Annotated in this window: 18 protein-coding genes and 1 riboswitch; of the genes, 3 read left to right on the forward strand and 15 right to left on the reverse strand. The window is 39.7% G+C overall.

Features of this window, described 5'->3' with window-relative positions; all coding sequences use genetic code 11:
- Window positions 1-52: 52 nt before the first annotated feature.
- From ypzF to A5N88_RS15110, 7 genes are all read right to left on the reverse strand, one after another.
- On the reverse strand, window positions 53-187 hold the full coding sequence (gene ypzF / locus A5N88_RS26180) for a protein YpzF (protein ID WP_260525562.1): 135 nt from the start codon (window positions 185-187) through the stop codon (window positions 53-55).
- Between the two features lie 347 nt (window positions 188-534).
- Window positions 535-2,382, reverse strand: a complete 1,848-nt coding sequence (gene asnB, locus A5N88_RS15085) for an asparagine synthase (glutamine-hydrolyzing) (protein WP_066267533.1) — start codon at window positions 2,380-2,382, stop codon at window positions 535-537.
- Between the two features lie 183 nt (window positions 2,383-2,565).
- The gene (locus A5N88_RS15090; RefSeq protein ID WP_066267535.1) at window positions 2,566-2,763 is read right to left on the reverse strand and encodes a hypothetical protein; all 198 of its coding nucleotides are present in this window, start codon (window positions 2,761-2,763) and stop codon (window positions 2,566-2,568) included.
- Window positions 2,764-3,110: 347 nt separating this feature from the next.
- Window positions 3,111-3,569, reverse strand: coding sequence for a threonine/serine exporter family protein (locus tag A5N88_RS15095; protein ID WP_066267537.1), 459 nt, complete (start codon window positions 3,567-3,569; stop codon window positions 3,111-3,113).
- Between the two features lie 261 nt (window positions 3,570-3,830).
- Window positions 3,831-4,571: a threonine/serine exporter family protein gene (locus A5N88_RS15100; RefSeq protein ID WP_066267539.1), complete on the reverse strand. Its 741-nt coding sequence runs from the start codon at window positions 4,569-4,571 to the stop codon at window positions 3,831-3,833.
- A 1,005-nt stretch (window positions 4,572-5,576) separates the two neighbouring features.
- A complete protein-coding gene (locus tag A5N88_RS15105; RefSeq protein WP_066267541.1) occupies window positions 5,577-6,527 on the reverse strand; it encodes an ATP-grasp domain-containing protein in 951 nt (316 codons plus the stop codon).
- A 31-nt stretch (window positions 6,528-6,558) separates the two neighbouring features.
- Window positions 6,559-7,596, reverse strand: coding sequence for an LLM class flavin-dependent oxidoreductase (locus A5N88_RS15110; protein ID WP_066267542.1), 1,038 nt, complete (start codon window positions 7,594-7,596; stop codon window positions 6,559-6,561).
- 197 nt (window positions 7,597-7,793) lie between these two features.
- Window positions 7,794-7,904, reverse strand: a riboswitch (SAM riboswitch).
- A gap of 479 nt (window positions 7,905-8,383) precedes the next feature.
- On the opposite strand from A5N88_RS15110, the gene A5N88_RS15115 reads away from it, so the two are divergent.
- Window positions 8,384-9,541, forward strand: a complete 1,158-nt coding sequence (locus A5N88_RS15115; protein ID WP_066267543.1) for a pyridoxal-phosphate-dependent aminotransferase family protein — start codon at window positions 8,384-8,386, stop codon at window positions 9,539-9,541.
- Complete coding sequence (gene serA, locus A5N88_RS15120) at window positions 9,534-11,156, forward strand: phosphoglycerate dehydrogenase (protein ID WP_066267544.1); 1,623 nt, start codon at window positions 9,534-9,536, stop codon at window positions 11,154-11,156. The genes A5N88_RS15115 and serA overlap by 8 nt, the downstream gene beginning before the upstream one ends.
- Before the next feature lie 210 nt (window positions 11,157-11,366).
- Here serA and A5N88_RS15125 read toward each other — a convergent pair whose 3' ends face one another.
- Window positions 11,367-12,512, reverse strand: coding sequence for an HAD family hydrolase (locus A5N88_RS15125; protein ID WP_066267546.1), 1,146 nt, complete (start codon window positions 12,510-12,512; stop codon window positions 11,367-11,369).
- 344 nt (window positions 12,513-12,856) lie between these two features.
- Between A5N88_RS15125 and A5N88_RS15130 the strand changes: the two genes are divergently transcribed.
- Window positions 12,857-13,726 carry an NAD(P)-dependent oxidoreductase gene (locus A5N88_RS15130; protein WP_066267548.1) on the forward strand — a complete coding sequence of 290 codons (870 nt, stop codon included), beginning with the start codon at window positions 12,857-12,859 and terminating at the stop codon, window positions 13,724-13,726.
- 453 nt (window positions 13,727-14,179) lie between these two features.
- Here the strand turns inward: A5N88_RS15130 and dltD are convergent, their stop codons facing one another.
- The 7 genes from dltD to A5N88_RS15160 form a co-directional block, all read right to left on the reverse strand.
- Complete coding sequence (gene dltD, locus A5N88_RS15135) at window positions 14,180-15,361, reverse strand: D-alanyl-lipoteichoic acid biosynthesis protein DltD (RefSeq protein WP_066267550.1); 1,182 nt, start codon at window positions 15,359-15,361, stop codon at window positions 14,180-14,182.
- Entirely contained in the window at window positions 15,358-15,591 is a 234-nt protein-coding gene (gene dltC / locus A5N88_RS15140) for a D-alanine--poly(phosphoribitol) ligase subunit DltC (protein ID WP_066267552.1), read from the reverse strand. The genes dltD and dltC overlap by 4 nt, the downstream gene beginning before the upstream one ends.
- 15 nt (window positions 15,592-15,606) lie before the next feature.
- Complete coding sequence (gene dltB / locus A5N88_RS15145; RefSeq protein WP_066267554.1) at window positions 15,607-16,779, reverse strand: D-alanyl-lipoteichoic acid biosynthesis protein DltB; 1,173 nt, start codon at window positions 16,777-16,779, stop codon at window positions 15,607-15,609.
- Window positions 16,776-18,296 (reverse strand): D-alanine--poly(phosphoribitol) ligase subunit DltA, encoded by a 1,521-nt coding sequence (dltA, locus tag A5N88_RS15150; protein WP_066267555.1) that lies wholly within the window; start codon window positions 18,294-18,296, stop codon window positions 16,776-16,778. Before dltA ends, dltB begins: the two co-directional genes overlap by 4 nt.
- Window positions 18,297-18,317: 21 nt before the next feature.
- Window positions 18,318-18,476 (reverse strand): teichoic acid D-Ala incorporation-associated protein DltX, encoded by a 159-nt coding sequence (locus A5N88_RS24435; protein WP_083953169.1) that lies wholly within the window; start codon window positions 18,474-18,476, stop codon window positions 18,318-18,320.
- A gap of 572 nt (window positions 18,477-19,048) precedes the next feature.
- A complete protein-coding gene (gene msrB / locus A5N88_RS15155; protein ID WP_066267558.1) occupies window positions 19,049-20,029 on the reverse strand; it encodes a peptide-methionine (R)-S-oxide reductase MsrB in 981 nt (326 codons plus the stop codon).
- Window positions 20,030-20,184: 155 nt separating this feature from the next.
- On the reverse strand, window positions 20,185-22,455 hold the full coding sequence (locus A5N88_RS15160) for a UvrD-helicase domain-containing protein (RefSeq protein ID WP_066267560.1): 2,271 nt from the start codon (window positions 22,453-22,455) through the stop codon (window positions 20,185-20,187).
- Window positions 22,456-22,667: the final 212 nt, after the last annotated feature.

A 22,667-nucleotide genomic window follows, 5' to 3' on the forward strand; every position in this document is an offset into this window, starting at 1 on the left:
TAAAAAGCCAATGTTAAAAAGAAAAGGCAAGCACTTGCCTGCCTTTTATCTGTTAATCCTTTAAGCGTTTACCCGCTTTTTCTTGCTGGCCGGTAGTAAATTCTACAAGCTCTGAACTTATTTCGTTTCCTTTTTTTACATTATTATTCCTTGCAGCATTTTGGTTTCCACGTTTGGTTCTGCCCATTTTTCAAGCTCCTTTCTCTATTCCTGGTCCTCCATTATTTTTTATAAAACAGGTAGAATTTATGCATGATAATTATCCATGAGGAAGTCTGGAAAAAACCAACATTCTCCACAACAAAACAAACAGGCTGAATCCCGGCACCATAATGTACTTGGCACGTTCAGCCTCTCTCATTTTTTAACCTTTTCGGTTTGCGTATAGATTGTAGTTCTTCGAAAAAGCGTTAAACCCGTAATAAGTAAGTCATCGTGAAATCTTTTCGTTATAAGTCATTTTGCTGCAGGCTTGAACATTGTTTATCCTAGATTTATTTTATTCAAATAGCAATAAAGTTTACCAAAAGAGACCTACTCTTTAATATTAATTTGATAATGATCAAACCATACATGAATCTGAGCTAAATAAGCCAGCAGCTGCGGCCCGGTCATTAATTGACCAAACCATGGCACCTGGAAGGCTTTCCCCTCTGAATCAACAATTTCTTTTAACTGATCATGCTTCAAAAATTCATATAAAACCGAGCTTTTATCAGTAAGGATATCTGAAAGCCAGTTCTTCACTGCAGTCGTATATGCAGGATGGTGTGTCTTAGGATAAGGGCTTTTCTTTCTATATAGGACATCATGAGGAAGAATCCCTTCGAGTGACTTTCTTAAAATACCCTTTTCTCTTCCACCGTACATCTTCATTTCCCACGGAATATTCCATACATATTCTACCAGTCTGTGGTCAGCAAAAGGTACCCTTACTTCAAGGCTCGCCCCCATACTCATTCGATCTTTTCTGTCCAGAAGAGTTGTCATAAACCAATGCAGGTTCAAATAAAATAACTGACGGCGCTTTGCTTCTAATTCAGATTCTCCGTCTAATACAGGGGTTTCTTTTATCGTTTCTTCATATCGGGACATAACATAATCTTTTATGTTCAGCCTCCGGCTCCAATGATCCTGTAAAAAGCCAGCCCTTTCATTTGTCGATCTCATCCACGGGAAACCCTCCCGTTCAAGGTCATCTTTTCTATGGAACCATGGGTATCCTCCAAAAATTTCATCCGCACATTCTCCTGACAAGCTTACTACAAAATCCTTCTTAATCTGCCTGCAAAACCAGAGCAGGGAAGAATCTACATCTGCCATGCCGGGAAGGTCTTTCACATAAACGGCTTCCCTTAAATGCTGCGCGAGCAGCTCCTGGCTGATAACGCATGAATGATGAACTGTCCCAAATTGTTCAGACATTAAACGGATATAAGCGCCATCCGCATTCGGCTGAAAATCGTTTGCTTTAAAGTATTTATCATTTTCATCATAGTCAATAGAGAAAGTATGGAGAGGATCTTTCCCTTGTTCTTTGAAATGATTCGCGGCAATAGCAGTAATTGCACTTGAATCGACCCCTCCTGATAAAAATGTGCAAACTGGAACATCAGAAACCAGCTGCCGGGTAACCGCATCTAGAAATAATGTACGGATTTTTTCGGTTGTTTCATCAGCAGAGTCCTCATGCTTCTCGCTTTTCACATCCCAATAGCGCCAGATTTTTAAACCCTCTTTGGAAAGCTTTAAAGCATGCGCCGGCCTCAGCTCCCTAATTCCTGAAAAAACACCATGTCCCGGTGACCGAGAAGGACCAAGTCCAAAGACTTCTGACAGCCCCTCCCTCCCAATTTCTGCTTTTACCGTTGGATGGGCAAGTATGGCTTTAATTTCTGATCCGAATAAAAATCCGCCTTCATGCTCTTTAAAGAAAAGAGGCTTAACGCCCATTCGATCTCTTCCCATAAACAGCTGGGAATTCTTCTGATCCCATATAGCAAATGCAAAAATGCCATTGAAATAGTCTACACACTTCTCTTCCCATTCTATATATGCAGTAAGCAGGACTTCCGTATCGGAATGCCCATTAAAGGTATATCCATTGCTTAAAAGTTCCTTCCTGATATCCTCTGTATTATAAAGCTCTCCATTGTAACAAATCGTATAAGTATAGTCCCCTTTCTTTCTTGTCATTGGCTGAATACCCCCTAAAGGGTCAACTACAACCAGCCGCTTATGTCCAAAGGCTGCATGGCGGTCGTACCAGCAATTTGTATCGTCCGGCCCGCGCTTTGCAAGGGTCTCTGCCATACTTTCCACTATATGCCGCTCTTTACTTAGATCCTTTTGAAAATGAACCCAACCTGTAATCCCACACATATTATCAGACCTTTCATGGGCATTATGAAAAACTGATGTTATTATATGTGCCTAGTTCCAATTAATTGAATTGTCCCATCGATTATATTTTCGAATAATATTTCGGACATATGTAAAGGCAGATTCTCAGGCACTTACTTGTAAATTACCACTGCAAGCACTTCTTTTCGCTTCAATCATCCTTTAAATTAAAACAAAGTTAGGATTGTACATAGATATAGGCTGCGTTCTGATCTTCCTGCTAGGTTGATTTCCGCTGCAGGCACTCGCTTTCTGCGGGGTCTCCCCAAACACGCTGATCCCGCAGGAGTCTCGTGTATCCGCTCCAATCAACCTTTGAATTAAATCCATATTAGGAATGTACATAGACATAGGTAGCATTTTGATCATCCTGCAGGTTGCTTTTCACTCCGAATACTAGCTTTATGTGGGTGCAGAGGTATTAAATCGTTGCATGCTTATAGGGATCTCCCAATAACTTGCTTAATCTGCAGAAATCTTTTGCCTTCCACTCTAATCACCGTTGAAACCAAACGAGCATTGGATATTACTAGTTATGCTTAGCGCATTCTTCCTGCCAGTTCTTTTCTGCTCAAATTAATGTTTAAAAGAGACGCCATGCTTATATTTGCACTAAGTGTTCTTCTCCCCTTTTCCTTTTCTGTCCAAAATTAAAAAAAGTGACTCAAAAGGCCGTTTATAACCGCCTTTTGAGTCACCCTCTTCGTTTATAATCCGCCGCGGATGTTCATTCTTCTGTTCTTTGATTTTTTTATGCTTTGATTTAGCACTTCTGAAATAACAATTCCAAGGGCAATCGCTCCAGCCAGCATAAAAGCTTTGGCAGCTAACTGAATCGCACCATTGTAATCATTTTGTACAAAATGCCTCATAGCATCATACGCCATACCTCCTGGCACAAGGGGAATCATCCCCGATACACTGAAGATTATGATAGGTGCACGATAAAACTTGGCAAAACCCTGGCTAATGATCCCAATGAGAACGGATGCTGCCAGAGTAGCTACTACGTTATCAAAATGAAAATGTATGAGCAAAACATACGCCATCCAGCCTACCATTCCGACAAACCCGCATTGCAAAAGCTTTTTTCTCGGAACATTAAAGATGATTCCAAAGGCTCCTGTGGCAATCAGGCTGGTTAATAACTGGTCCACCATACCCATTTGTTAATCTCCTTTTTCTTATACATTAGTTTATTAAAACCCGCCCTTTTATTAGGTGTTATCCAGAGGCATGTGAATAATAATAGGCTGTTTTCGCATAGATTGTTGCCTTACATATAAAGGATTATTCCGTGTGTTGTCTATCTTCGCGGCATCTTTTCGTATGCTATTTACAAGCTTTAATACTGAGCATATATTTACAATGATATTTTTCTGCCAAATAGCAACAAGGTTGCGAAAAGAGCTTAATAAAAAGACTGATTAAATAGCGGAAAAGACAATCGCTATTCCAGACCCAATGGCAAAAGCCGTTAAAAAAGCCTCCGCTCCCTTTGATAAGCCCGCAACAAGGTGGCCGGCAATCAAATCTCTTATTGCATTCGTAATCAAAACGCCCGGTACTAAAGGCATAACAGAGCCAATAATAATTTTATCCATATCCGAACCAAGTCCTAACTTAACCTCTGCCAAAGCAACAAGTCCAATCATTAAGGATGCTAGAAACTCAGCGAAAAATTTCAGCTGAATTAAACGATGAAAATAAATAAGACCTGTAAATCCCATACCTCCACAGATAGCTGCCGGCAAAAAATCATGCCATTTTCCCATGAACATGATTAGGAAACATCCGCTGGAAATAAAGGCTGCTGCGATTCGCGCCCATAAAGGATACAGTAAATTGGCTCTTTCTATCCCTTTTAATTCATTGTAAGCATCATCAATGGAAATTTCAGCATTCGTAAGCTTCCTTGATATACTATTCACAATCGTAACCTTCTTTAAATCAGTGGTACGGTCGGAAATTCGTACGAGCCTGGTCGTTTCTGCTCCATCTACGGAAAAGATAATGCCTGTCGGTGTAACAAAACTGTGGGAATAATGGATACCGCAAGCTTGGGCCATCCTTGTCATGGTGTCTTCCACCCTGTAGGTTTCTCCGCCGCTTTGCAGCATTATTTTACCCGCTAAAAGGCAGGTCTCCACTGCTCTTTGATTTTCCATTCATCTCTCTCCCATACTTATTGTATTGCATAAATAAATCTCGTTATATTTATATAACATTCTTACCACCTAAGCCCTGATGTTTCAAAAGGATACACCTTGTTTTGCTTTTTATGATCAAGCATTCCCGCTCGCTTTGCGATGCCGATGCCTGTTGGCGAACATTATTTGTTTAGATCTTGCGCTCATAATTTAAATTGATTTTTTTCTAGTTCTTATTTTATCTTATTTCCCCCAAGAAAATAACCTCTCCTTTGAAGAAGAGGTCCTAAATTATTATTCTGCACTAGTACGATTAGATTTGTTATTCCTGCTGATGATTTCCGCACCTATCATCATTTTATCGAATCAATATGGAGCTTTAATAGATTTTCTCTTGCCGATGACCAAGGCGCTTCCGCTTTTCTCTGTCTAGTTCCACCGCCTATCGGCTAGCCGATTTCTCCGTCTCCTCCCTACGATAAGTCAACATCAGCTCGTCCCTCGCTGTGTTTCCTTTATCTCAGTCGTAGATTCTGAAATCCGTACGCCGATGACCAAGGTGCTTCCTCTTTTCTCTGTCTAGCTCCACCGCCTATCGGCTAGCCGATTTCTCCGTCTCCTCCCTACGATAAGTCAACATCAGCTCGTCCCTCGCTGTGTTTCCTTTATCTCAGTCGTAGATTCTGAAATCCGTACGCCGATGACCAAGGTGCTTCCTCTTTTCTCTGTCTAGCTCCACCGCCTATCGGCTAGCCGATTTCTCCGTCTCCTCCCTACGATAAGTCAACATCAGCTCGTCCCTCGCTGTGTTTCCTTTATCTCAGTCGTAGATTCTGAAATCCGTACGCCGATGACCAAGGTGCTTCCTCTTTTCTCTGTCTAGCTCCACCGCCTATCGGCTAGCCGATTTCTCCGTCTCCTCCCTACGATAAGTCAACATCAGCTCGTCCCTCGCTGTGTTTCCTTTATCTCAGTCGTAGATTCTGAAATCCGTACGCCGATGACCAAGGCGCTTCCGCTTTTCTATATCCCTACAGCTTTGGCGGTTTTAAGTTTTTCACCTAAATATTTTGCCAGTTCAAGCATTCCATAATTCCCTGCCTGTGCCTCTGCATCCGAATTGTAGTTTGTATTGGTATTAATATCATAAGTAAATGTCTCGCCATTTTCATTTCGAATACATTCAATTCCTGCCACCTGAATTTTATTAGCCCTTAACAAATCCTCGTATTTTCTAATCATTTCCTGATCAAAATCATCAAGAATTTGAAATTTTGGCCTTTGCACCGGCTCTTCCCCTACTGGACAAAATAAGTCGCCAATTTGGCACGCATCAGCTGGACATAGCTCAAATCCTTCTGATGTATCAACCTGGACTGCGTAGACAAATCTTCCTCCCACAAATTCGCAGCGGGTAATATACTTCTCAGGAGATTGGATATATTCCTGTACCAGAGTGATTCCATCAACTGAAGGTTCAAATCTTTCACTGTACACATATTCCTTTAATGCATCTATTGAATGGAATAGTTGAACCCCCAGTCCCTTTCCAGCCCGGTTATGCTTTGTGATAAAAGAGCTTTTTTCCAGTTTTTTTGCTGCTTCAATAATCTGGTCCTTCCCAACAGCAGCAATGGTTTTAGGTGTACGAATCCCATGTGCCTCTAATTCTGCATATTGATTTACCTTGCTCACTTCCAGCTTTAAAGCACTGCTCCCATTTAAAACCGTCCTACCGCTTCCTTCAAGCCAGGAAAATAAAGCAGATGTAAGTTCTGGGGCATACTGGTGCCCCCTGGTATGAGACGAAGCACTCATCCTGCTAAAAAACACTCCTTCTGGAGGTGTGGATGAAAGATCAACCAGGCCTTCGTCCATAAACCATTCTTCGTATGGAAGCTCAAGCTCCTCTAAACGCTTTGTAAGATGGTTGGTCCATTCTGAGTTTTCATGAATGATGTAGATCTTAGTCATATACTCTGCCTCCAAACGAATTTTTTCATATTCACACATGTGATTTTGACAATAATGGCATGACCTTTCTTGAGAATCTCTCCATTTCTTCGAGTTGAGGTGAAAATTGCAGTAAAAGAAGATCAACTCCTGCTTCTTCATACTCGGTTATTCTCCTGGCAAGCTGTTCAGGTGTTCCCACGAGATTTGGCCGCAAACCCCTGTTGGAAACAGAATAATCATAAAGCTTTACCTGCTGTTCCAGCTGTGACTTGGTGACAAAGTCATTATAGCCTGCATAGCCGCTGGATTCCTTTATATCTGTTATCCTCTCAAGCTCCGCCTGTGCTTCTTCTTCCGTATCTCGGCAAATAACGTAGGCTGCCATACCAAAGGATTGAAAATCGGCTTGATTAGACCTTTGGCGCCGCTCTTTCATATCTTCAATTTTTGTGCGTACTTCATCCACTGTTCCGCCGTGCATTACGTATGCATCACACGCATTTACAATCGCTTGTTTTCCCCGTTCGCTCTCTCCGCCGGCATATAGGACCGGATTTGGCCGCTGAACCGGTTTTGGCGACAAATGGGCATTGTTTATTTGGTAGTAGCGCCCGTTATAAGAAAACGTTTCTTCCGTCCAGAGTCCCTTCAATACATCCAGGAACTCTTCCGTTCTTTCATAGCGTTCATCGTGTGCAGTAAAAACGCCTCCGTATTGGCGGGCTTCTTCCTCCCACCAGGCTGAAACAACATTTAAGGTGAAACGACCATTGCTGATTTGATCAATATTAGCAGCCATTTTTGCTGTAACAGCAGGATTATGAAAGCCTGGCCTTACAGCAGCCATAATTTCAATTTTATCCGTTACCGCTGCAAGTGCAGCGGCTGTTGACCAGGCCTCTAATGAATCCGCCTCTGGCCCTTTTATATCATTAAGATAAAGCTCTGCAATCAAAGTGATATCATAACCCCACTTTTCAGCCGACTGAATGACTTTTTTTGCATATTCGAACGTTGGAGGCATCTTTTCATCCTCTACATTACGGAGCCAGCCTCCAAAAATGGGCAGCCAGAAACCATATTTCATACCCTTTTCCTCCTCTAATAAACAAGCTATCCTTATTTAGAATTACAGTGATTGAATATAACAGGTGCTGTAAGCTGATAAATAAAGGCCGATTTCACGGCGATTTTTTGTAAGTAAATACTAGAAATCTGTTGGGACTTACGAAAAAATCCTAAATAAAAAACCTCTTCAAATAAGAAGAAGTTTTTTACTACTTATTCTTATCTGCCAGAACGCTCTTAAGTTCTGATGGATTTAGCACCTTTCAGACAAATGTCTGCGGTTGCCGGGCTTCACAGGGCCATTCCCTCCGCCACTCTTGATAAGATTATTTAGTTAGACTTAATTCGTAAACTTTGTTGCAATTTATGCTTGAAAAATAGATAAAGAACCAGATTCGGTATGGCAAATTTGAATATTGACGAAAGGGTGACACGGTGACTGCCTTAATAAAAAAATGTCCATTGTTCGAAAACAACAATTTATGAGATTTAATTATGTTTATTTTCACATTAATCCTAATATACTAGCATGAATTAGTCAAATGTTATATTTCCTCATTTTTTAATGTTTCATTTATTTTTATTTTTCTATTTAGTACACGCTTACATCCCTGTTTTTTCTACTTTTGAGCGGAAGTTGCTATCGTTTTGACACTTTACATCACTAAAGCACGTTGTTAGAATGTTCTAAACAGACAAAATCATCTATGCACCTTCCTCATTGAATGTCCTGTTCTACTTTGCCTGAGAGTATCAAATTATGCTTTTCAAGGCTTGATACAATTCTATTTGAAAGGATGTTTATTATGCTGATGGACCGTCAATATTTATTTACTCCCGGGCCAACCCCTATTCCAGAACGTGTGAAAACAGCCATGAATCAATCAATGATTGCGCATAGGAGTGAATCCTTCAGCCTCTTGCTGGAGTCTGTTTCTAAACGTTTATCCCCCATCTTTGGCAGCGAGAATCCAGTTATCACACTCTCCGGAAGCGGCACTCTCGCTTTAGAATGTGCAGTCGTAAATACTGTGCAAGAACATGATGATGTAGTAGTCATTGAAACTGGGGCTTTTGGCGAGCGGTTTTCTAGCATCTGTGAATCATACGGTGCCAGAGTTCATAAACTTCAAATCGAGTGGGGAACGGCTTGCCAGCCCGAAAAGCTGGAACAATTCCTTCAGACAGTTAACGGAAAAATTAAAGCAGTCTTTGCTACATACTGTGAAACATCCACAGCGGTCATAAATCCTATTAAAGAGCTTGGGGAAGTCATAAGCAGACATACAGATGCTTTATTCATTGTGGATGGGGTCAGCTGTATTGGGGCAGTACCTGCCGATATGAAGGACTGGCACATTGACATTCTGGTATCCGGCTCACAAAAAGCCTTCATGCTTCCTCCCGGACTTGCATTCATAGCCTTGAATAATCGGGCAAGGGAAGCTGCAAAAAACTGTAAAACCCGTCGTTTTTACCTCGACTTAAACCGCTATCTTGCATCCTATGACACACAAAAAACAACGCCTTTTACTCCTCCCGTTTCTCTTTTATTCGGGGCGGAGGAAGTTTGCAGCATGATTGAAGAAGAGGGTATGGATCAAGTCATTCAACGGCATCTTCTTATGAAAAATATGGTTAGAAAAGGACTTAAAGCTCTTTCTCTGCCGCTTTTTGTGTCAGATGCCCACGCATCTCCAACGGTTACTTCGTTTAAACCAGAGCAAGACATTGTAAATCAAATTAAAAAACAGCTAAAAGAAGAGCAATCGATTATTATTGCAGGCGGTCAAAAGAAACTGAAGGGGCACATTCTGAGAATCGGCCATATGGGTTATTGCACACCGGATGATATCCTGAAGGTGTTAAGCGGACTTGAGATGGTTATCAGCCAAATTCGAAATGAAAATCTGTTTGGCAAAGCTACATCAAAGGCTAAGGAGGAGTGGTTCCAGCATGTATAGAGTACTTGTTGCTGATTCAATAAGTGATAAGGGCCTAAGAGCCCTCGAAGAGCATCCCCAATTTTTAATAGATAAGATCCCTCAAATTGATCCTGAGGAGTTAAAGAACATCATCAATCAATATGATGTTCTCATTATTCGCAGCCGGATTACCGTAACAGAAGAGCTTTTAGAAAACACGCAGCGACTTCGTTTAATTGCAAGAGCTGGAGTAGGTGTTGATAATATTGATGTAGCCGCAGCAACAAGAAAAGGCATTATTGTAGTCAATTCTCCTGGAGCAAACACAATCGCTGCAGCAGAGCATACCTTTGCGATGATGCTGGCTCTTGCCCGCAAAATTCCCCAGGCCTATTCATCGATGCAGGTTAATAGGTGGGAGCGCAGCAAGTTTCAAGGTGTGGAGCTGTTTGATAAGACCATTGGAATTATTGGGATGGGTAAAATTGGAATAGAAGTAGCAAAACGCGCGAAGGCTTTCCAGATGACCGTTCTGGGATACGATCCATTTTTAACAGAAGATCGGGCAAAAAATTTGGGTATTAAGAAAGCCACTCTTGATGAGATTGCCTTTCATTCTGATTTTATTACCATCCATACCCCATTAACCAAGGAGACGAATTCTTTAATAGACAGGAGTTATCTGGAAAAAGTAAAAAGGGGCGTGCGGATTATAAATTGTGCCCGCGGCGGAATTGTAAATGAGGAAGCTCTGCTTGAAGGGCTGGAAAGCGGTATTGTCGCAGGCGCGGCATTAGATGTTTTTGTGCAGGAACCGCCCGGACCTGAGCTTAAGCATCCCAATCTCATTGTCACTCCTCATCTTGGCGCTTCTACTAAAGAAGCTCAGGAAAAAGTTGCAAAGGAAATCAGCCAGGAGGTCATTGACATACTTGAATATGACTCCATTCGCAATGCCATAAATATGCCTGACATCTCACTTGAGAATCAGCAAACGATGAAACCCTATCTTCAGCTTTCTGAACAAATTGCGCAAATTGCCATTCAGTTTTTTAAAGAAGCTCCTGAAAAAATTGAAGTCTTCTATCACGGTGAGATTGCTGATAATGATACTGAAGTTCTCTCCAGGACAATGATTAAAGGTATTCTTTCCTATCATCTAAGCGATACCGTTAATTTAGTGAATGCTCATCATTTATTAAAAGAAAACGGACTTAGCTTTGCCGTTCAGCGAAATGCATCAAAAATTGGCTTTACTAACTATATTGAGCTCAAATTAAGCAACCGTCAGCGGAGTGTAAGTATCGGCGGTACCTTATTGGACGGCATTGGTTCACGTATCGTAAAGATTAATGAATACCAGATTGACGTTAGACCAGAGCAAAACCTACTCTATATTAAACATCATGATATCCCTGGAGTAATCGGAAGAGTTGGTTCTGTTATTGGGGATCATCAAATTAATATTGGCACCATGCAGGTGGGAAGATCTGAAATTGGCGGTGAAGCCATCATGGTTCTTACACTTGATAAAGCTGCGGATGACGGAGTTTTAGCTGCCTTAAAAGAAACTGCGGCCATTAAAGATGTAAAGCTATTGGGATTGTCTACGGGCTACTCCTTCTTTAATAAACCCAGCTGGGTAAAGGTTTAATCCTACTAACAAATACGCTAGCCGATAGGCGCTGGAGCTAGACAAAAACTACATTAGAAAAGCTAGATACTTTCACTTATCCTCTCATAAAAAACTGTACCAGGTATAAAGCTTCCTGGTACAGTTTTTTGCTTTTAGGTCGTTTTTAGCTCATTTTATAGTAAAGAACAACAGAGTCCTTTAACAAAGCTTATGTAAAAATGCACTAATTTACGAAAAGAGCCTTGCAGTAAGAAGCTCTTTTAAATCCAGAATTGAGTCAAGTATATAATCAGCTTGATGCATTTCAAACTCTGCTCTAGCGCTTTTTCCTGATAAACCCGTCAGTACGGCGGCGAAACGGCACCCCATTTTCCTTGCCGCAAAAAGGTCGGCAAGTGAATCACCTACAACTAAGATTTTTTCTCCATTTTGGACCGGCAGCCCCCACTTTAGAATACTCTCTAAAGCAGTATCCTTCCCAGCCCATGCAAATAAATACGAAAAAGGATGCGGCTTTGATAGTGATGGACTTTCAGGAAATTCTTTTTCAGCAAATAGCACTTCATCTGCGGTCACAATATGATTTGTATCAAAAAATTCAATCCAATTCAGATGCTGAAACGGTTTTAAGGTCTCTAATTGTGGTCTTCCTGTTCCAATCCCGACATTAATACCCGATTCTCTAACAAAACGAAGCAAGTTTTGAATGTCTTCAGGTGACCCCAACGTCTTCTCATCGTTTAAAAATCCTTGTTTTCCTGTTTGAACAGCAGGCCTTCCGGTAGAAGTTAGGACCCATTCATCTCCGACATACCACTCCTGTGAAATATGCTCACATATACTCCAGAGCTTACTTTTAGATTTGAAAATAGACGTTTTTACTCCAAGTTCTTCTTCAGCCTGCTTATTAATCTCCAGTATGAGCGCTTTTCCTATTTCCTTTAAGTTTTTCACACGATGCAAAACAGCGTCATAATTAGGTTTACAGGAATGCACAGCAAATACCTGTTTCATTTCTTCCAATGTAGTATAGTCAATCTCATTTTCCAGCCATTTTTCTATCTTATTTGTCTCTTTATCTTTTATTTGAGCCATTAATTCTACCAAGTGATAGGAAAAAGTTATATAGATCATATCCCAATTGGCATTAAGTCCACGTGATTTATATTCTTTTAAAATCTGGTCTTTCTTAAAAATACATTCTCTAATCCCTCTGATTGCTTCGTCATCATACGATGTATTGAATTCCTCTTGTGAAAGCCCTAAATAATTTTCACTGTAAAGCAGCTCCCATATGGTTAAAGCAGAAGCATCAAAATATCGATCTTCACTTAAAAAAACACCATCCACGTCAAAAAGAATCGTTTCATACATTCTTTCCATCACCTGCCTGCATCTATTATTTCCTGCTTTACAATAGTATTCTTTATTAAACAGCGCATCTCCTCCTATTTCCCTTCAATTCGATTTTATAAGGTTATATTGGCATAGATTGCTGTGCTATAAGGATCATATGAGTTGTATGGCTCTGCGGCATCATGTCTGCATTCAAAAAGCACTGAAGCAGGATATCCTTTTATGAAGAACAGCTGTCAATTGAAAAGAACATTGTGCCATAAGCAATTTCAGTGTAATTTCTATTAAAATGGGGTAATCTAGTAATTATCTTAATAAATATTAATTATCTTAATAAATATAATCAAATGAGGTGTATTAGCATGATAGGTTTTATTGGTTTAGGTATTATGGGCAGCAGAATGGCCTCTAATCTATTAGATAAAGGCTTTGACCTTATCGTTTATAATCGTACAAGGGACAAGGCAAATGAGCTGTTGGAAAAAGGGGCAAAGTGGGCTGACTCCCCTAAAGAACTGGCTCAAAAAGCGGATATTGTTTTTACTATGCTTGCAAATCCGGAGATTGTAGAAAAATTGGCGACAGGAGAAGAAGGGTTCCTGTCTGGTATGAGAGAAGGAGCTCTTTGGGTGGACTCTAGCACCGTTAACCCGTCTTTTTCAAGAAAAATGGCACAAGAAGCATTCACACGCGGCCTCCGCTTCCTAGATGCTCCAGTAACCGGTTCATTAAAGCCTGCAGAGCTTGGAGAACTTGTCTTCCTTGTGGGGGGAAATGAAGAAGATTTAGAAGAAGTAAAGCCTTATTTAAATGCCATGGGAAAATCTATTCAGCACCTTGGTGAAAATGGAAAAGGCTCTTCTATGAAGATCATTATCAACCTGATGCTCGCTCAAAACATGGCTGTCTTTTCAGAAGCCGTTTCTTTAGGTGAAGCCCTGGGACTTGAAAAAGAAATGGTAATGGAAACCATTTTGAACGGTCCAACAGCAGCACCCAGCTTAAAGCTGAAAAAGGATAAGATTTTGTCCAATCAATTTGATCCTGAATTTCCTTTGGAGCATATCCAAAAAGATCTCCAGCTTGTCTCCATTTCTGCATTTGAAAAAAACTTGGCAATGCCTGTTGCCAATGTCACCAAGGAAGTATATGCGCTTGCAAAACAGCAGGGTTTAAGCAAAAAAGACTTTTCAGCCATTTATTCGTTTCTTTCAAATAGTAAAACAGAATAACCCAAATGGTGCAATCATATCAAGTGACCTTGGCGACAGCCACTTTTTTTGCTTGTTGATTTTCACTCCGTATACTTGCTTGCCGTGGGCAGTAATGGAACCACATCGCAGCATACTTTTCGGGATACCCCCAAGAAATTGCTTAACTTGCAGGATTCTTTTCTTTCTACTCTAATCAATGTTGAATCCAAACAAGCCTTGGGTCTTACTAGATATGCTAAAACGCTATTTCTCCTGGATGTTCTTTTCTGCTCAAATAAATTTTTAACAAAGACACCACAAGTCCTTTTCCTTTTTCTGTTCAAATAAAAAAGAGGTGACTCAAAAGGCCGCTTATAACGCCTTTTGAGTCACCCTCTTTTTAAATCCATATTTGTTTTCTAAAACCTTTTAAGTTTTTTTTAAGAAACAAACGATAGTATACAATTAACTAAAATTTGCAAGTATAACTGCTTATTTCTTAGCCCACTGCTCCTGCATGGCCTTATCAACATATACCCATCCTTTATAGGAGATGTGCATGCTGTCCTTAAAGAAATAAGGTTCATACGCGTGCTTGGTTAAATCAAGAACTGGGAAGCCTTCCCGTTTAATCTGTGCATTGATTTTTTTATAATAAGCATTCAGGTTTTTTCTAGGGAAACCAGTGTAATCATACCAGCGCCCATTCACCGGAATACTGACAAAAATAGGTTTTGCCCCTGCCTGCTTCAACATATCAAGCACTAATTGAAAGTCTCCATATTCCACAGACTTTACATAGCTATAATGCTTATTAATGTTCTTATATTTCTTTAATACAGGCTTTACCGAATGTTTATAGATGTTATTATCTATAAAATAAGGGTTATTTCTTCCTGTTCTTGGCTTAGCATATTTCGCTGCTGCTTTTTCTAATTGTTTCCAGGATTTATTTTTCACTAATGACGGCCTAATTACACGGGTAGGCTGCTTTGATGGATATAACGAATAATATAAATCCTTCTTTTCAAGCAGTGCTTTATACAAATAGGCAGCAGGTCTGACCAAATCAGCCTTCATCTTATCCGTATTTGAGCCATTAACTTGTGCACGGTAAAGAGTAGACAGCATAAAGTCATTCTTTACTTCTTTAAATTTCAACAACCTTTTCATTGCCCTTTTCTTTACGTCGGAGCTTAAGCTTTTGTTAAATGCTAATTCATAACCTTGAAGGATTGAGTAATTGGGTGCAAAGTGTGCCTCATCCGTTCCACTTGTATGAAACCACTGTGGAGATACAATGAACACAATCTTCTTTCCTCTCAATTTATCAGCATTTTGTGAAAGGCTTAGAAAATTAACAAGTGACTGGGTGCCTCCTCTGCCGACCAAAAAAGGTGTAAACCCCTTATTGTTTACGGCAAAATAATCAGAAGGATGAAAAGGATCCATCCTTGATAACTCAGATGACCCGTAGATTGGGTAATACTTGTTGCTTTCAATGGCTCTTTCTTGCAGGTACTTTCCTTGGAACATTAACGGGTTTAAAGCTGTTGCAGAAGCTGTTACTTTTTTGTCTGTAATTAAGCTGCCAATCCAGCTATTCGGCATAAATATAAACACTAAAAATAAAAGAAGTGCTAGTAAAAGCGGGCCAAACGAATATTTTTTCATTTCAATTCAGCTAGCTTCTCTGCAATATGATTCGGTGTGTTCCACTCCTCACGGTTAAATTCCGTAATAGGAATATTAATCCCGAAGCGATCATCAATCTCAACAAGCAAATTAATTGTTCCAAATGAATCCAATAAGCCAGAATCAAATAAGTCTATATTAGGCTCTTCCTTTACGACATCGTCCTGGCAAACTTCAGCAATTAGTTGAATAACATCTTGTTTTTCCATAGTAGCATTTCTCCTTTAGCGAAATAATTGTCCTGAAAAGATATAGAAACCAAAACAAATAAAATGGAACGTGATAATAATCGATATAACATGGGTTACTCGGTTCTTAGGCCAGAATTTATGCTTTTTATTCAATCGATCAAAGTAGTCAAACCCGCACATTAACGCTGCATGGTACAAACCATAAATGATATATTGCAAAGCAAAGCCGTGCCAGAAACCCATCGTTAGGAATAGAAGGGTATATCCCATATTAGAAACGGTATACCGGTTCTTAATCCATCTCTTTTTCGTCATCCACAAAACAAAACGCATGTAGATATAATCTCTGAACCAAAACGAAAGCGTCATGTGCCAGCGATTCCAGAAGTCTTTAATATTCCGGCTGATAAATGGAAGATTAAAGTTTTCCGGTGAACGAATACCCATAAGGTAACTTACTGCTATAGCAAAGTTACTGTAGCCTGCAAAGTCAAAGAACAGGTACATGCTGTAAGCATACATATAGATAATGCGCGCCTCAATCGGATGGGTATGATGGACGCTATGGGTATCGTAGTATGTTAAGATATTGCGGTGAATCAAATAAGCAATAATGAACTTATACAAAAATCCAAGAAAAATCTTATTTATAGCTAAATACAGTAATTCCTTATATTCTTCCGATGTTGGTACGGACCTGTGATCCTTTTCAAACCTTCGATAACGGTCAATCGGTCCCGAGGATATAGTCGGGAAAAACAGCATGAAATACAAAAGATCAATCACTGAAATATTGGATTTTATTAACCCATCTCTTGTTTCAATAATCATTTGAATCGCTCTAAACGAAACATAGGATACGCCTAAAAATCCAAAAAGATTTGTTATTCCTAAGACCGGAAAAAGCTTAACAAGGAATAACGGGAGAATCGTTGCCGCTGTAAAAACAACAAATACAGATGTCCGGTTATCCTTTTGCCTGTAATTCCAATAAATTTTAATTAGAGTTACCTGCCAAATAGTGAATATAATCAGGGATGTAATTTCAAGATAGTTGTTCTTGTGATAAAAGATTATAGCCAGAAAAATCAAGGTAATAAGCATGTTATAAATTCGAGAGCTCTTACCGAATAAACCAAGTATTATAGTAGGAGCTAACAGAATTAAGACAATAAAGAAAAACAGAAATGTTTCATAGGGTGTCATGCTAATACTCCGTTAACTAATTGCTTTCTATCCACTTTCCCATTTGGAGTCATTGGCAGGCTCTTGCAATAGACAAATTTTCTAGGAACCATATATGCCGGGATAAGATCTCCTAATTCCTTCTTAATTGCACTTGTCAACTGGTAATCTTTCTCAAAAGAATGACTCGCCGGAACAATGAAAGCAGATAAATAGTCAACTTTATCGTCTTTATAAAATGGTACTACTACACATGCTTCTACATATTGTGATTTTTGGATATGGAACTCGATTTCCTCTAACTCCATTCGATACCCATGCACTTTAACCTGAAAATCTAGCCTTCCCTGATAATAAGCTAAACCTTCTTTAATATAACCTGCATCACCTGTTTTGTAAGCTCTTTGCCCATTATGCACAAAGAATGATTTTTCTGTTAGAGCCTTTTCTCCCAAATACCCTTTACTTACGCTAGGGCCAACAATAATTAATTCTCCTTTTTCGCCCTCATTAACAGGCTGTCCTTCTTCATCCACCACTAGTAATTGACAATCGTCTTTAATATAGCCAATCGGCAATGCATGATGTGCCTCTAGTATCTCATCTGTTACCTCAAGAGCGGTTACTGCTACTGTTGCTTCTGTAGGTCCATAGGAGTTAAAGACTTTGGCCTTTGGAAAACGCTCTTTTAACTGGCGGGCTGTCTGTGTCGATAACACTTCTCCGCAAAAAAGAAATACTTCCATAGCCGGGATCATTTGATCATTGAAGGATGGATCCATTAAGCACATTTGTGCAAATGAAGGAGTGGATGTCCAAACCTGAATATTCCCCTTTTCCAGCGCTTCGAATAGTCGTTTTGGCTGGGCAATTAAATCCTTTGTTGCTACAATTAAAGTTCCGCCAGAACACAATGACGGATAAAGATCCATCACAGACAAATCAAAAGAAAACGGCGCCTGGTTTAAAAAGCGGCGATTTTCTTGAATAGAGAAGTCTTTCAGCATCCAATTTACAAAGCTCTCAAGATTGTTAACGTTGATTTGAACACCTTTTGGATTGCCTGTGCTTCCTGAAGTGTAAATGATATAAAAATTATCTTCTTCACTTACCCATGCTTCTTCATTTTCATTTGTTTGTTCACTGCTGCCAAGTATATGCTGCAAATGTTCACTCAGAATAAGCTGCGTACCCTCGTTTAGTGATTCCGGCACTTTTTCAACTGTTGAAATCATCAACCCCGACTGTGAGCGTTCCATAATACTTGAAACTCTGTCTGCAGGAATTGATATATCAACCGGAATATAAGGATGACCTGATTTAACGCTGGCAAGAAAAGAAATTAGCATTTCAGGATCCATATGGCCGTACACCATTATTGGCGACTTTGGTTCTAATTGCAGACTTCCAATGTATGAAGCCAATCGATTCGACTTCTCCCATAAGTCTCCATATGATAATACTACTTCGCCATTTACAAAAGCATCCCTCTCAGGATATTTTTGAGAAATTTGCTGTATCGTCTTAAGCAGTTTCACTTTTGCTTTTCCTCCTTCTGTTTAAAACTCGGCGTAAATGAATGGAGCTGCGTTCATACCCTGTAAGCCGTATATTAACGCTAACGTAATCAGAATTGCTAAATAGTATATCGTACGAAGTGCAAATCCAGATGCAGTAGCTTTCTTTTTGCCTGTAGTGGACAAATTATTCTCAACCATAGACTTACTAACTCTCCCTCAATTAGTTTTTATTAATAGACCGTTCTTTGTGTATAGTAGTTCAATGATTTTTTGTATTTTGTTTTATTATTCATTACTTGACTAAAATTAGACCATGTAAATTCTTGATAAATCATCAAGAATTAGAAGAACTACTTTATAACTAAATGGACGAGCCATTTTTAATCACAATACGTATAATTATATACGATATCCCTTCAAAATGGTTTCGTTTTTTCAAAAAAAAGGAAAAAAATTATAGCAATTCATTCACACAAAGAATTGTATATGAATGATGAATTACTATATAAATTACCTAGCCTGAAACCATGATAGAGGTTAAAACAAAGGATACCATGAAAAAAAGATTAAAAATGGATTAAAAGAACAGAGATCCCATTTTCCATTTCTAACCACTATTTTTTTCACTTAAAGGTTCTATTCATTTTGCCTATGGATTTCCGCTCCAATGCACCAAAATCAACTAAGCTTTACTCTCTTATATCATCCCAAAAACCATACACGCTTAAATATAACTCATCATTCTAAAAAAATATACTATAATTTCCCCTCTAAAAATGATGGTTTTTGGGCATTCGAAATAGTAATAGAAAATCCCCATATCCTTCTTTTTCCATGTCAGTTTTAGGAACAAAACGCAACGCAGCAGAATTAATACAATACCTTAGTCCATTTTCAGTCGGGCCATCCTGAAATACATGTCCCAAGTGAGAATCGGCTTGTTTGCTTCGTACCTCCGTACGTGTCATTCTGTGGCTTAAATCATACTGTTCGGTTATATAACCTGAGAGAATTGGCTTTGTAAAACTCGGCCAGCCGCAGCCGCTGTCGTACTTATCCCTTGAACTAAAGAGAGGCTCGCCTGAAACAATATCGACGTAAATTCCTTCCTCATCGTAATTCCAATACCGATTATCAAAAGGAGGCTCTGTTCCATTCTCCTGCGTGACAAAATATTGCATATTCGTTAATGACTCTCTTAGATGAGATTTATCCTTTGGCCAGTGCTTTTTTAGGAATTCCAACCGGCCAGATCCCTGTTGATGAAGGGCATATCGAAAGGCATTTTTCTTATAAAAATTTTGATGATATTCTTCAGCAGGATAAAAAGGAGTAGCTGGTATTATTTCTGTAACAATCGGCTTTTGAAATTTGGAAGACTGAGAAAGAGCTTCCTTAGAGGCCTCTGCCTCTCTCCTTTGATTTTCATTATAGTAAAATATGGCCGTTCGGTACATAGAGCCTCTATCCTGGAACTGCCCTCCCTCATCGGTGGGGTCGATCTGCTGCCAGAATAATTCAAGAAGACGACTGTATGGAATAATCTTAGGATCGAAAGTAATTTCAACCGCTTCATAGTGGCCTGTTTTCCCTGAAAGAACCTCCTTATATGAAGGAAATTCAGTATCGCCTCCTAAATATCCGGAAACAAGACTTATAACACCCTCCATTTCATCAAAAGGAGACACCATACACCAAAAACAGCCTCCGGCAAAAGCCGCTTTCTCCATAAGCCATCCTTTTTCAGACATGCATGTATCACCCTTTCTTTAAGGTTCTTTTAATGTTGACTGCTTATTTCGCTCTTTTAGCAGATGGTCAGCATGCCTTTGCTATTTTTCTCTTGCTTATCCGTACCCTGAAATATTGAATCAATATTAAGATTAAGCCTGACAAATCCTTTAACTTAAATCAGCTTTTCTCCCTTTTTCATTAAATCCCCACATATTGGACACTTTTTTTCTGTTTCCAGGGAACTTTTATCTCCAGATATACGCTGCCAGGCAATACAATCTTCAGATGTGCAAATCCAAGCGGGAACTTTTCCTTTCACCTCAGCGGGAGTAGATTTTCCCTTTCTCACAGTCCTTCCATTATCTTTCGGTTTTTCCTTTACCCTTTGGAAGGCTTCATGAATAAATCTTGAAACATCCGTTTTCTTTCCACGGTAAAAAGCGGGCGAGCTTATGTAAAGCTCTTCTTTAGCACGGGTGATGGCCACGTAAGCAAGCCTTCGCTCCTCTTCTAAAAGCTTTAATCTTTCATCTGCTGCGATTTTAACCTTTTGATCTTCATATTTGCCCATTTCTATAGCCGTTACATGCGGCAGAATCCCTTCAGAGGCGCCAATAAAGAATACAACGGGAAACTCAAGCCCCTTTGCTTTATGAATGGTCATAAGCGTTATAACATTTGCACCAGGGTCTTGTTTAATCATTTTCATCTGTTCATGCCTTTTTTTCATTACACCGATAAAATAGAAAAAATCATCGATTGTATCAAAACGGCTGGCCGATGTCTCCAATTCATCCAGCTGCTCCTTGGAAAATTCCTTTTGAGTAGTTGCAGTATGACGTTCATTCATTTCAAGGTATTGGTCAAAAAACCCTCTAATTTTACGAACGGCCTCCATAGGTTTTAAATGGCTCAACTCTTTTATTAGCTTTCCCCTGCTTTCAATCGATTTAATCTGGAAAGGCTTTAATCCGGGATAGGATAAAAGATGGTCAAAGGGCTGCTCTTTTATTTGATGTTTCTGCTTCCTTTCAACCCATTCAATTCCGCGGTCTCTTGAAATGTATAACGTTGGCAGAATTGCTTCCAGAGAAAATAAATCCAAAGAATCTTTTGACAGCCTTAAGTAAGCTATGACGGTTCGTATGATGCTTTGCTCATAAAAAAAGCTTTCTCCTGTTCCCGTGTCGAGGAAAGGAACCTCTTCCATTGCTAGCTGTTCAAATATGGCCCGGCTATTATTAGCTGTCCTATGTAAAATCGCAAAATCCCGATACTGATACAGACCTTCTTTTACCTTTTGCTGTATGGTTTCAACAATCCATTTTGCTTCATCGTCAGTGGACCACGGCCTTGAATAAAAAGGGGTAATCGAGCTTTTTTTAGTGGATTGGAGAACCTTAGGCTTCCTTTTCCCATTATGCTGTATGACCGCGTTACCCAGCCCGACTATAGGGGATACAGACCGATAGTTAACGGTTAAAAAGACGGTCTTTGCCTGTTTATATTCTTGATCAAACTGTAAAATGATTTCTTGACTCGCCCCTTGAAAGGCATAAATCGTCTGGTCGTCATCCCCCACTACACACAAGTGATTTTCCGGGAGAGCCAATAGCTTAATGAGCTTTGATTGAAGAATATTTGTATCTTGGTATTCATCTACCATGATATATTGAAAACGCTGTTGCAAAACCTTTAATAACCCCTCATCCTCGGTTAACAGCCTATAGGCTTCGGTGAGGACGTCATCAAAATCCATTTTATGATTTTCTTTCTTCCAGCTTTCATAGTAGCTGCAAAGCTGTTTTAATTCCTTATCAGCATTTGTTTTGCTGGGGAGGTCTTCAACTCCCTTCCCCTCCATCTTTATAAAGGAGAGCAGCGAAAGAATGGTTTCCGGCTGATAGGCATCATCCATCCCAAGCTCCTTCATTTTCTTCTTCAATACAATCTGTTTATGTTTTTCATTTGTAATCATCTCTTGTGAGTAACCCTGGTGTCTTAAAATTTGTAAAAAGAAAGAATGAAAGGTGCGGGTTTCAACGCTTCTTGCTTCCCTCAGCTTTATCCCGGGTATTGCCGCAATCCGTTCTTTCATCTCTTCCGCTGCTTTTTTTGTAAAGGTCATAAGCAAAATTTTTTGCGGAGGAATACCCGCTACCTGAAGCAAGTAACCCGTCCGGCTTACCAAAACAGTTGTTTTACCTGAACCTGCACCTGCAATAATGAGGACAGGACCCTGAATCGTCCTAACTGCATCTATTTGGCCGCGGTTTAATAAAATTCCCTGCTCCTCTAAGCTGCGAAAATAAAAAGCATCATCTTCCCCATCCCTTACTAGCTCCACACTCGTTACAGTTTCTGCAATTTCCGCAAATGGCAATTCAAGTGTTTGGGCTTGGGCAGGCAGCCTGAAATAATGTTTTTCCTCATTTTTAATCATTGTAAAACCCCTTAACCCTGAAACATAATATCCCTCTATTCTACACTAATATCGGAAAAGACTTAAGTAAAAGCGGACAAGAGAATCATCCGGAAAGCATCCTTTCGCTTAACAAGAATCAGTGGTAATCAAGCTATTAGTTTCTTTAAAGGGGTCAGACCCCTTTCTTGCTTTAACGCAAAAAAGCAGCAGTCTTAAGACCACTGCCAGAA

The sequence above is a fragment of the Heyndrickxia acidicola genome, from assembly GCF_001636425.1.
GTDB classification, from domain to species: Bacteria; Bacillota; Bacilli; order Bacillales; family Bacillaceae_C; genus Bacillus_AE; species Bacillus_AE acidicola.

What these genes read in the sequence shown, in the direction of transcription:
- A5N88_RS15090 (WP_066267535.1), bottom strand. Translation starts at nt 2,763, where the DNA reads ATGCTACCTATGTCTATGTACATTCCTAATATGGATTTAATTCAAAGG.
- A5N88_RS15130 (WP_066267548.1), top strand. Translation starts at nt 12,857, where the DNA reads ATGATAGGTTTTATTGGTTTAGGTATTATGGGCAGCAGAATGGCCTCT.
- A5N88_RS15125 (WP_066267546.1), bottom strand. Translation starts at nt 12,512, where the DNA reads ATGTATGAAACGATTCTTTTTGACGTGGATGGTGTTTTTTTAAGTGAA.
- dltB (WP_066267554.1), bottom strand. Translation starts at nt 16,779, where the DNA reads ATGACACCCTATGAAACATTTCTGTTTTTCTTTATTGTCTTAATTCTG.
- A5N88_RS15115 (WP_066267543.1), top strand. Translation starts at nt 8,384, where the DNA reads ATGCTGATGGACCGTCAATATTTATTTACTCCCGGGCCAACCCCTATT.
- A5N88_RS15100 (WP_066267539.1), bottom strand. Translation starts at nt 4,571, where the DNA reads ATGGAAAATCAAAGAGCAGTGGAGACCTGCCTTTTAGCGGGTAAAATA.
- serA (WP_066267544.1), top strand. Translation starts at nt 9,534, where the DNA reads ATGTATAGAGTACTTGTTGCTGATTCAATAAGTGATAAGGGCCTAAGA.
- dltC (WP_066267552.1), bottom strand. Translation starts at nt 15,591, where the DNA reads ATGGAAAAACAAGATGTTATTCAACTAATTGCTGAAGTTTGCCAGGAC.
- A5N88_RS24435 (WP_083953169.1), bottom strand. Translation starts at nt 18,476, where the DNA reads ATGGTTGAGAATAATTTGTCCACTACAGGCAAAAAGAAAGCTACTGCA.
- A5N88_RS15110 (WP_066267542.1), bottom strand. Translation starts at nt 7,596, where the DNA reads ATGAAATATGGTTTCTGGCTGCCCATTTTTGGAGGCTGGCTCCGTAAT.
- msrB (WP_066267558.1), bottom strand. Translation starts at nt 20,029, where the DNA reads ATGTCTGAAAAAGGATGGCTTATGGAGAAAGCGGCTTTTGCCGGAGGC.
- dltD (WP_066267550.1), bottom strand. Translation starts at nt 15,361, where the DNA reads ATGAAAAAATATTCGTTTGGCCCGCTTTTACTAGCACTTCTTTTATTT.
- asnB (WP_066267533.1), bottom strand. Translation starts at nt 2,382, where the DNA reads ATGTGTGGGATTACAGGTTGGGTTCATTTTCAAAAGGATCTAAGTAAA.
- A5N88_RS15105 (WP_066267541.1), bottom strand. Translation starts at nt 6,527, where the DNA reads ATGACTAAGATCTACATCATTCATGAAAACTCAGAATGGACCAACCAT.
- ypzF (WP_260525562.1), bottom strand. Translation starts at nt 187, where the DNA reads ATGGGCAGAACCAAACGTGGAAACCAAAATGCTGCAAGGAATAATAAT.
- A5N88_RS15160 (WP_066267560.1), bottom strand. Translation starts at nt 22,455, where the DNA reads ATGATTAAAAATGAGGAAAAACATTATTTCAGGCTGCCTGCCCAAGCC.
- A5N88_RS15095 (WP_066267537.1), bottom strand. Translation starts at nt 3,569, where the DNA reads ATGGGTATGGTGGACCAGTTATTAACCAGCCTGATTGCCACAGGAGCC.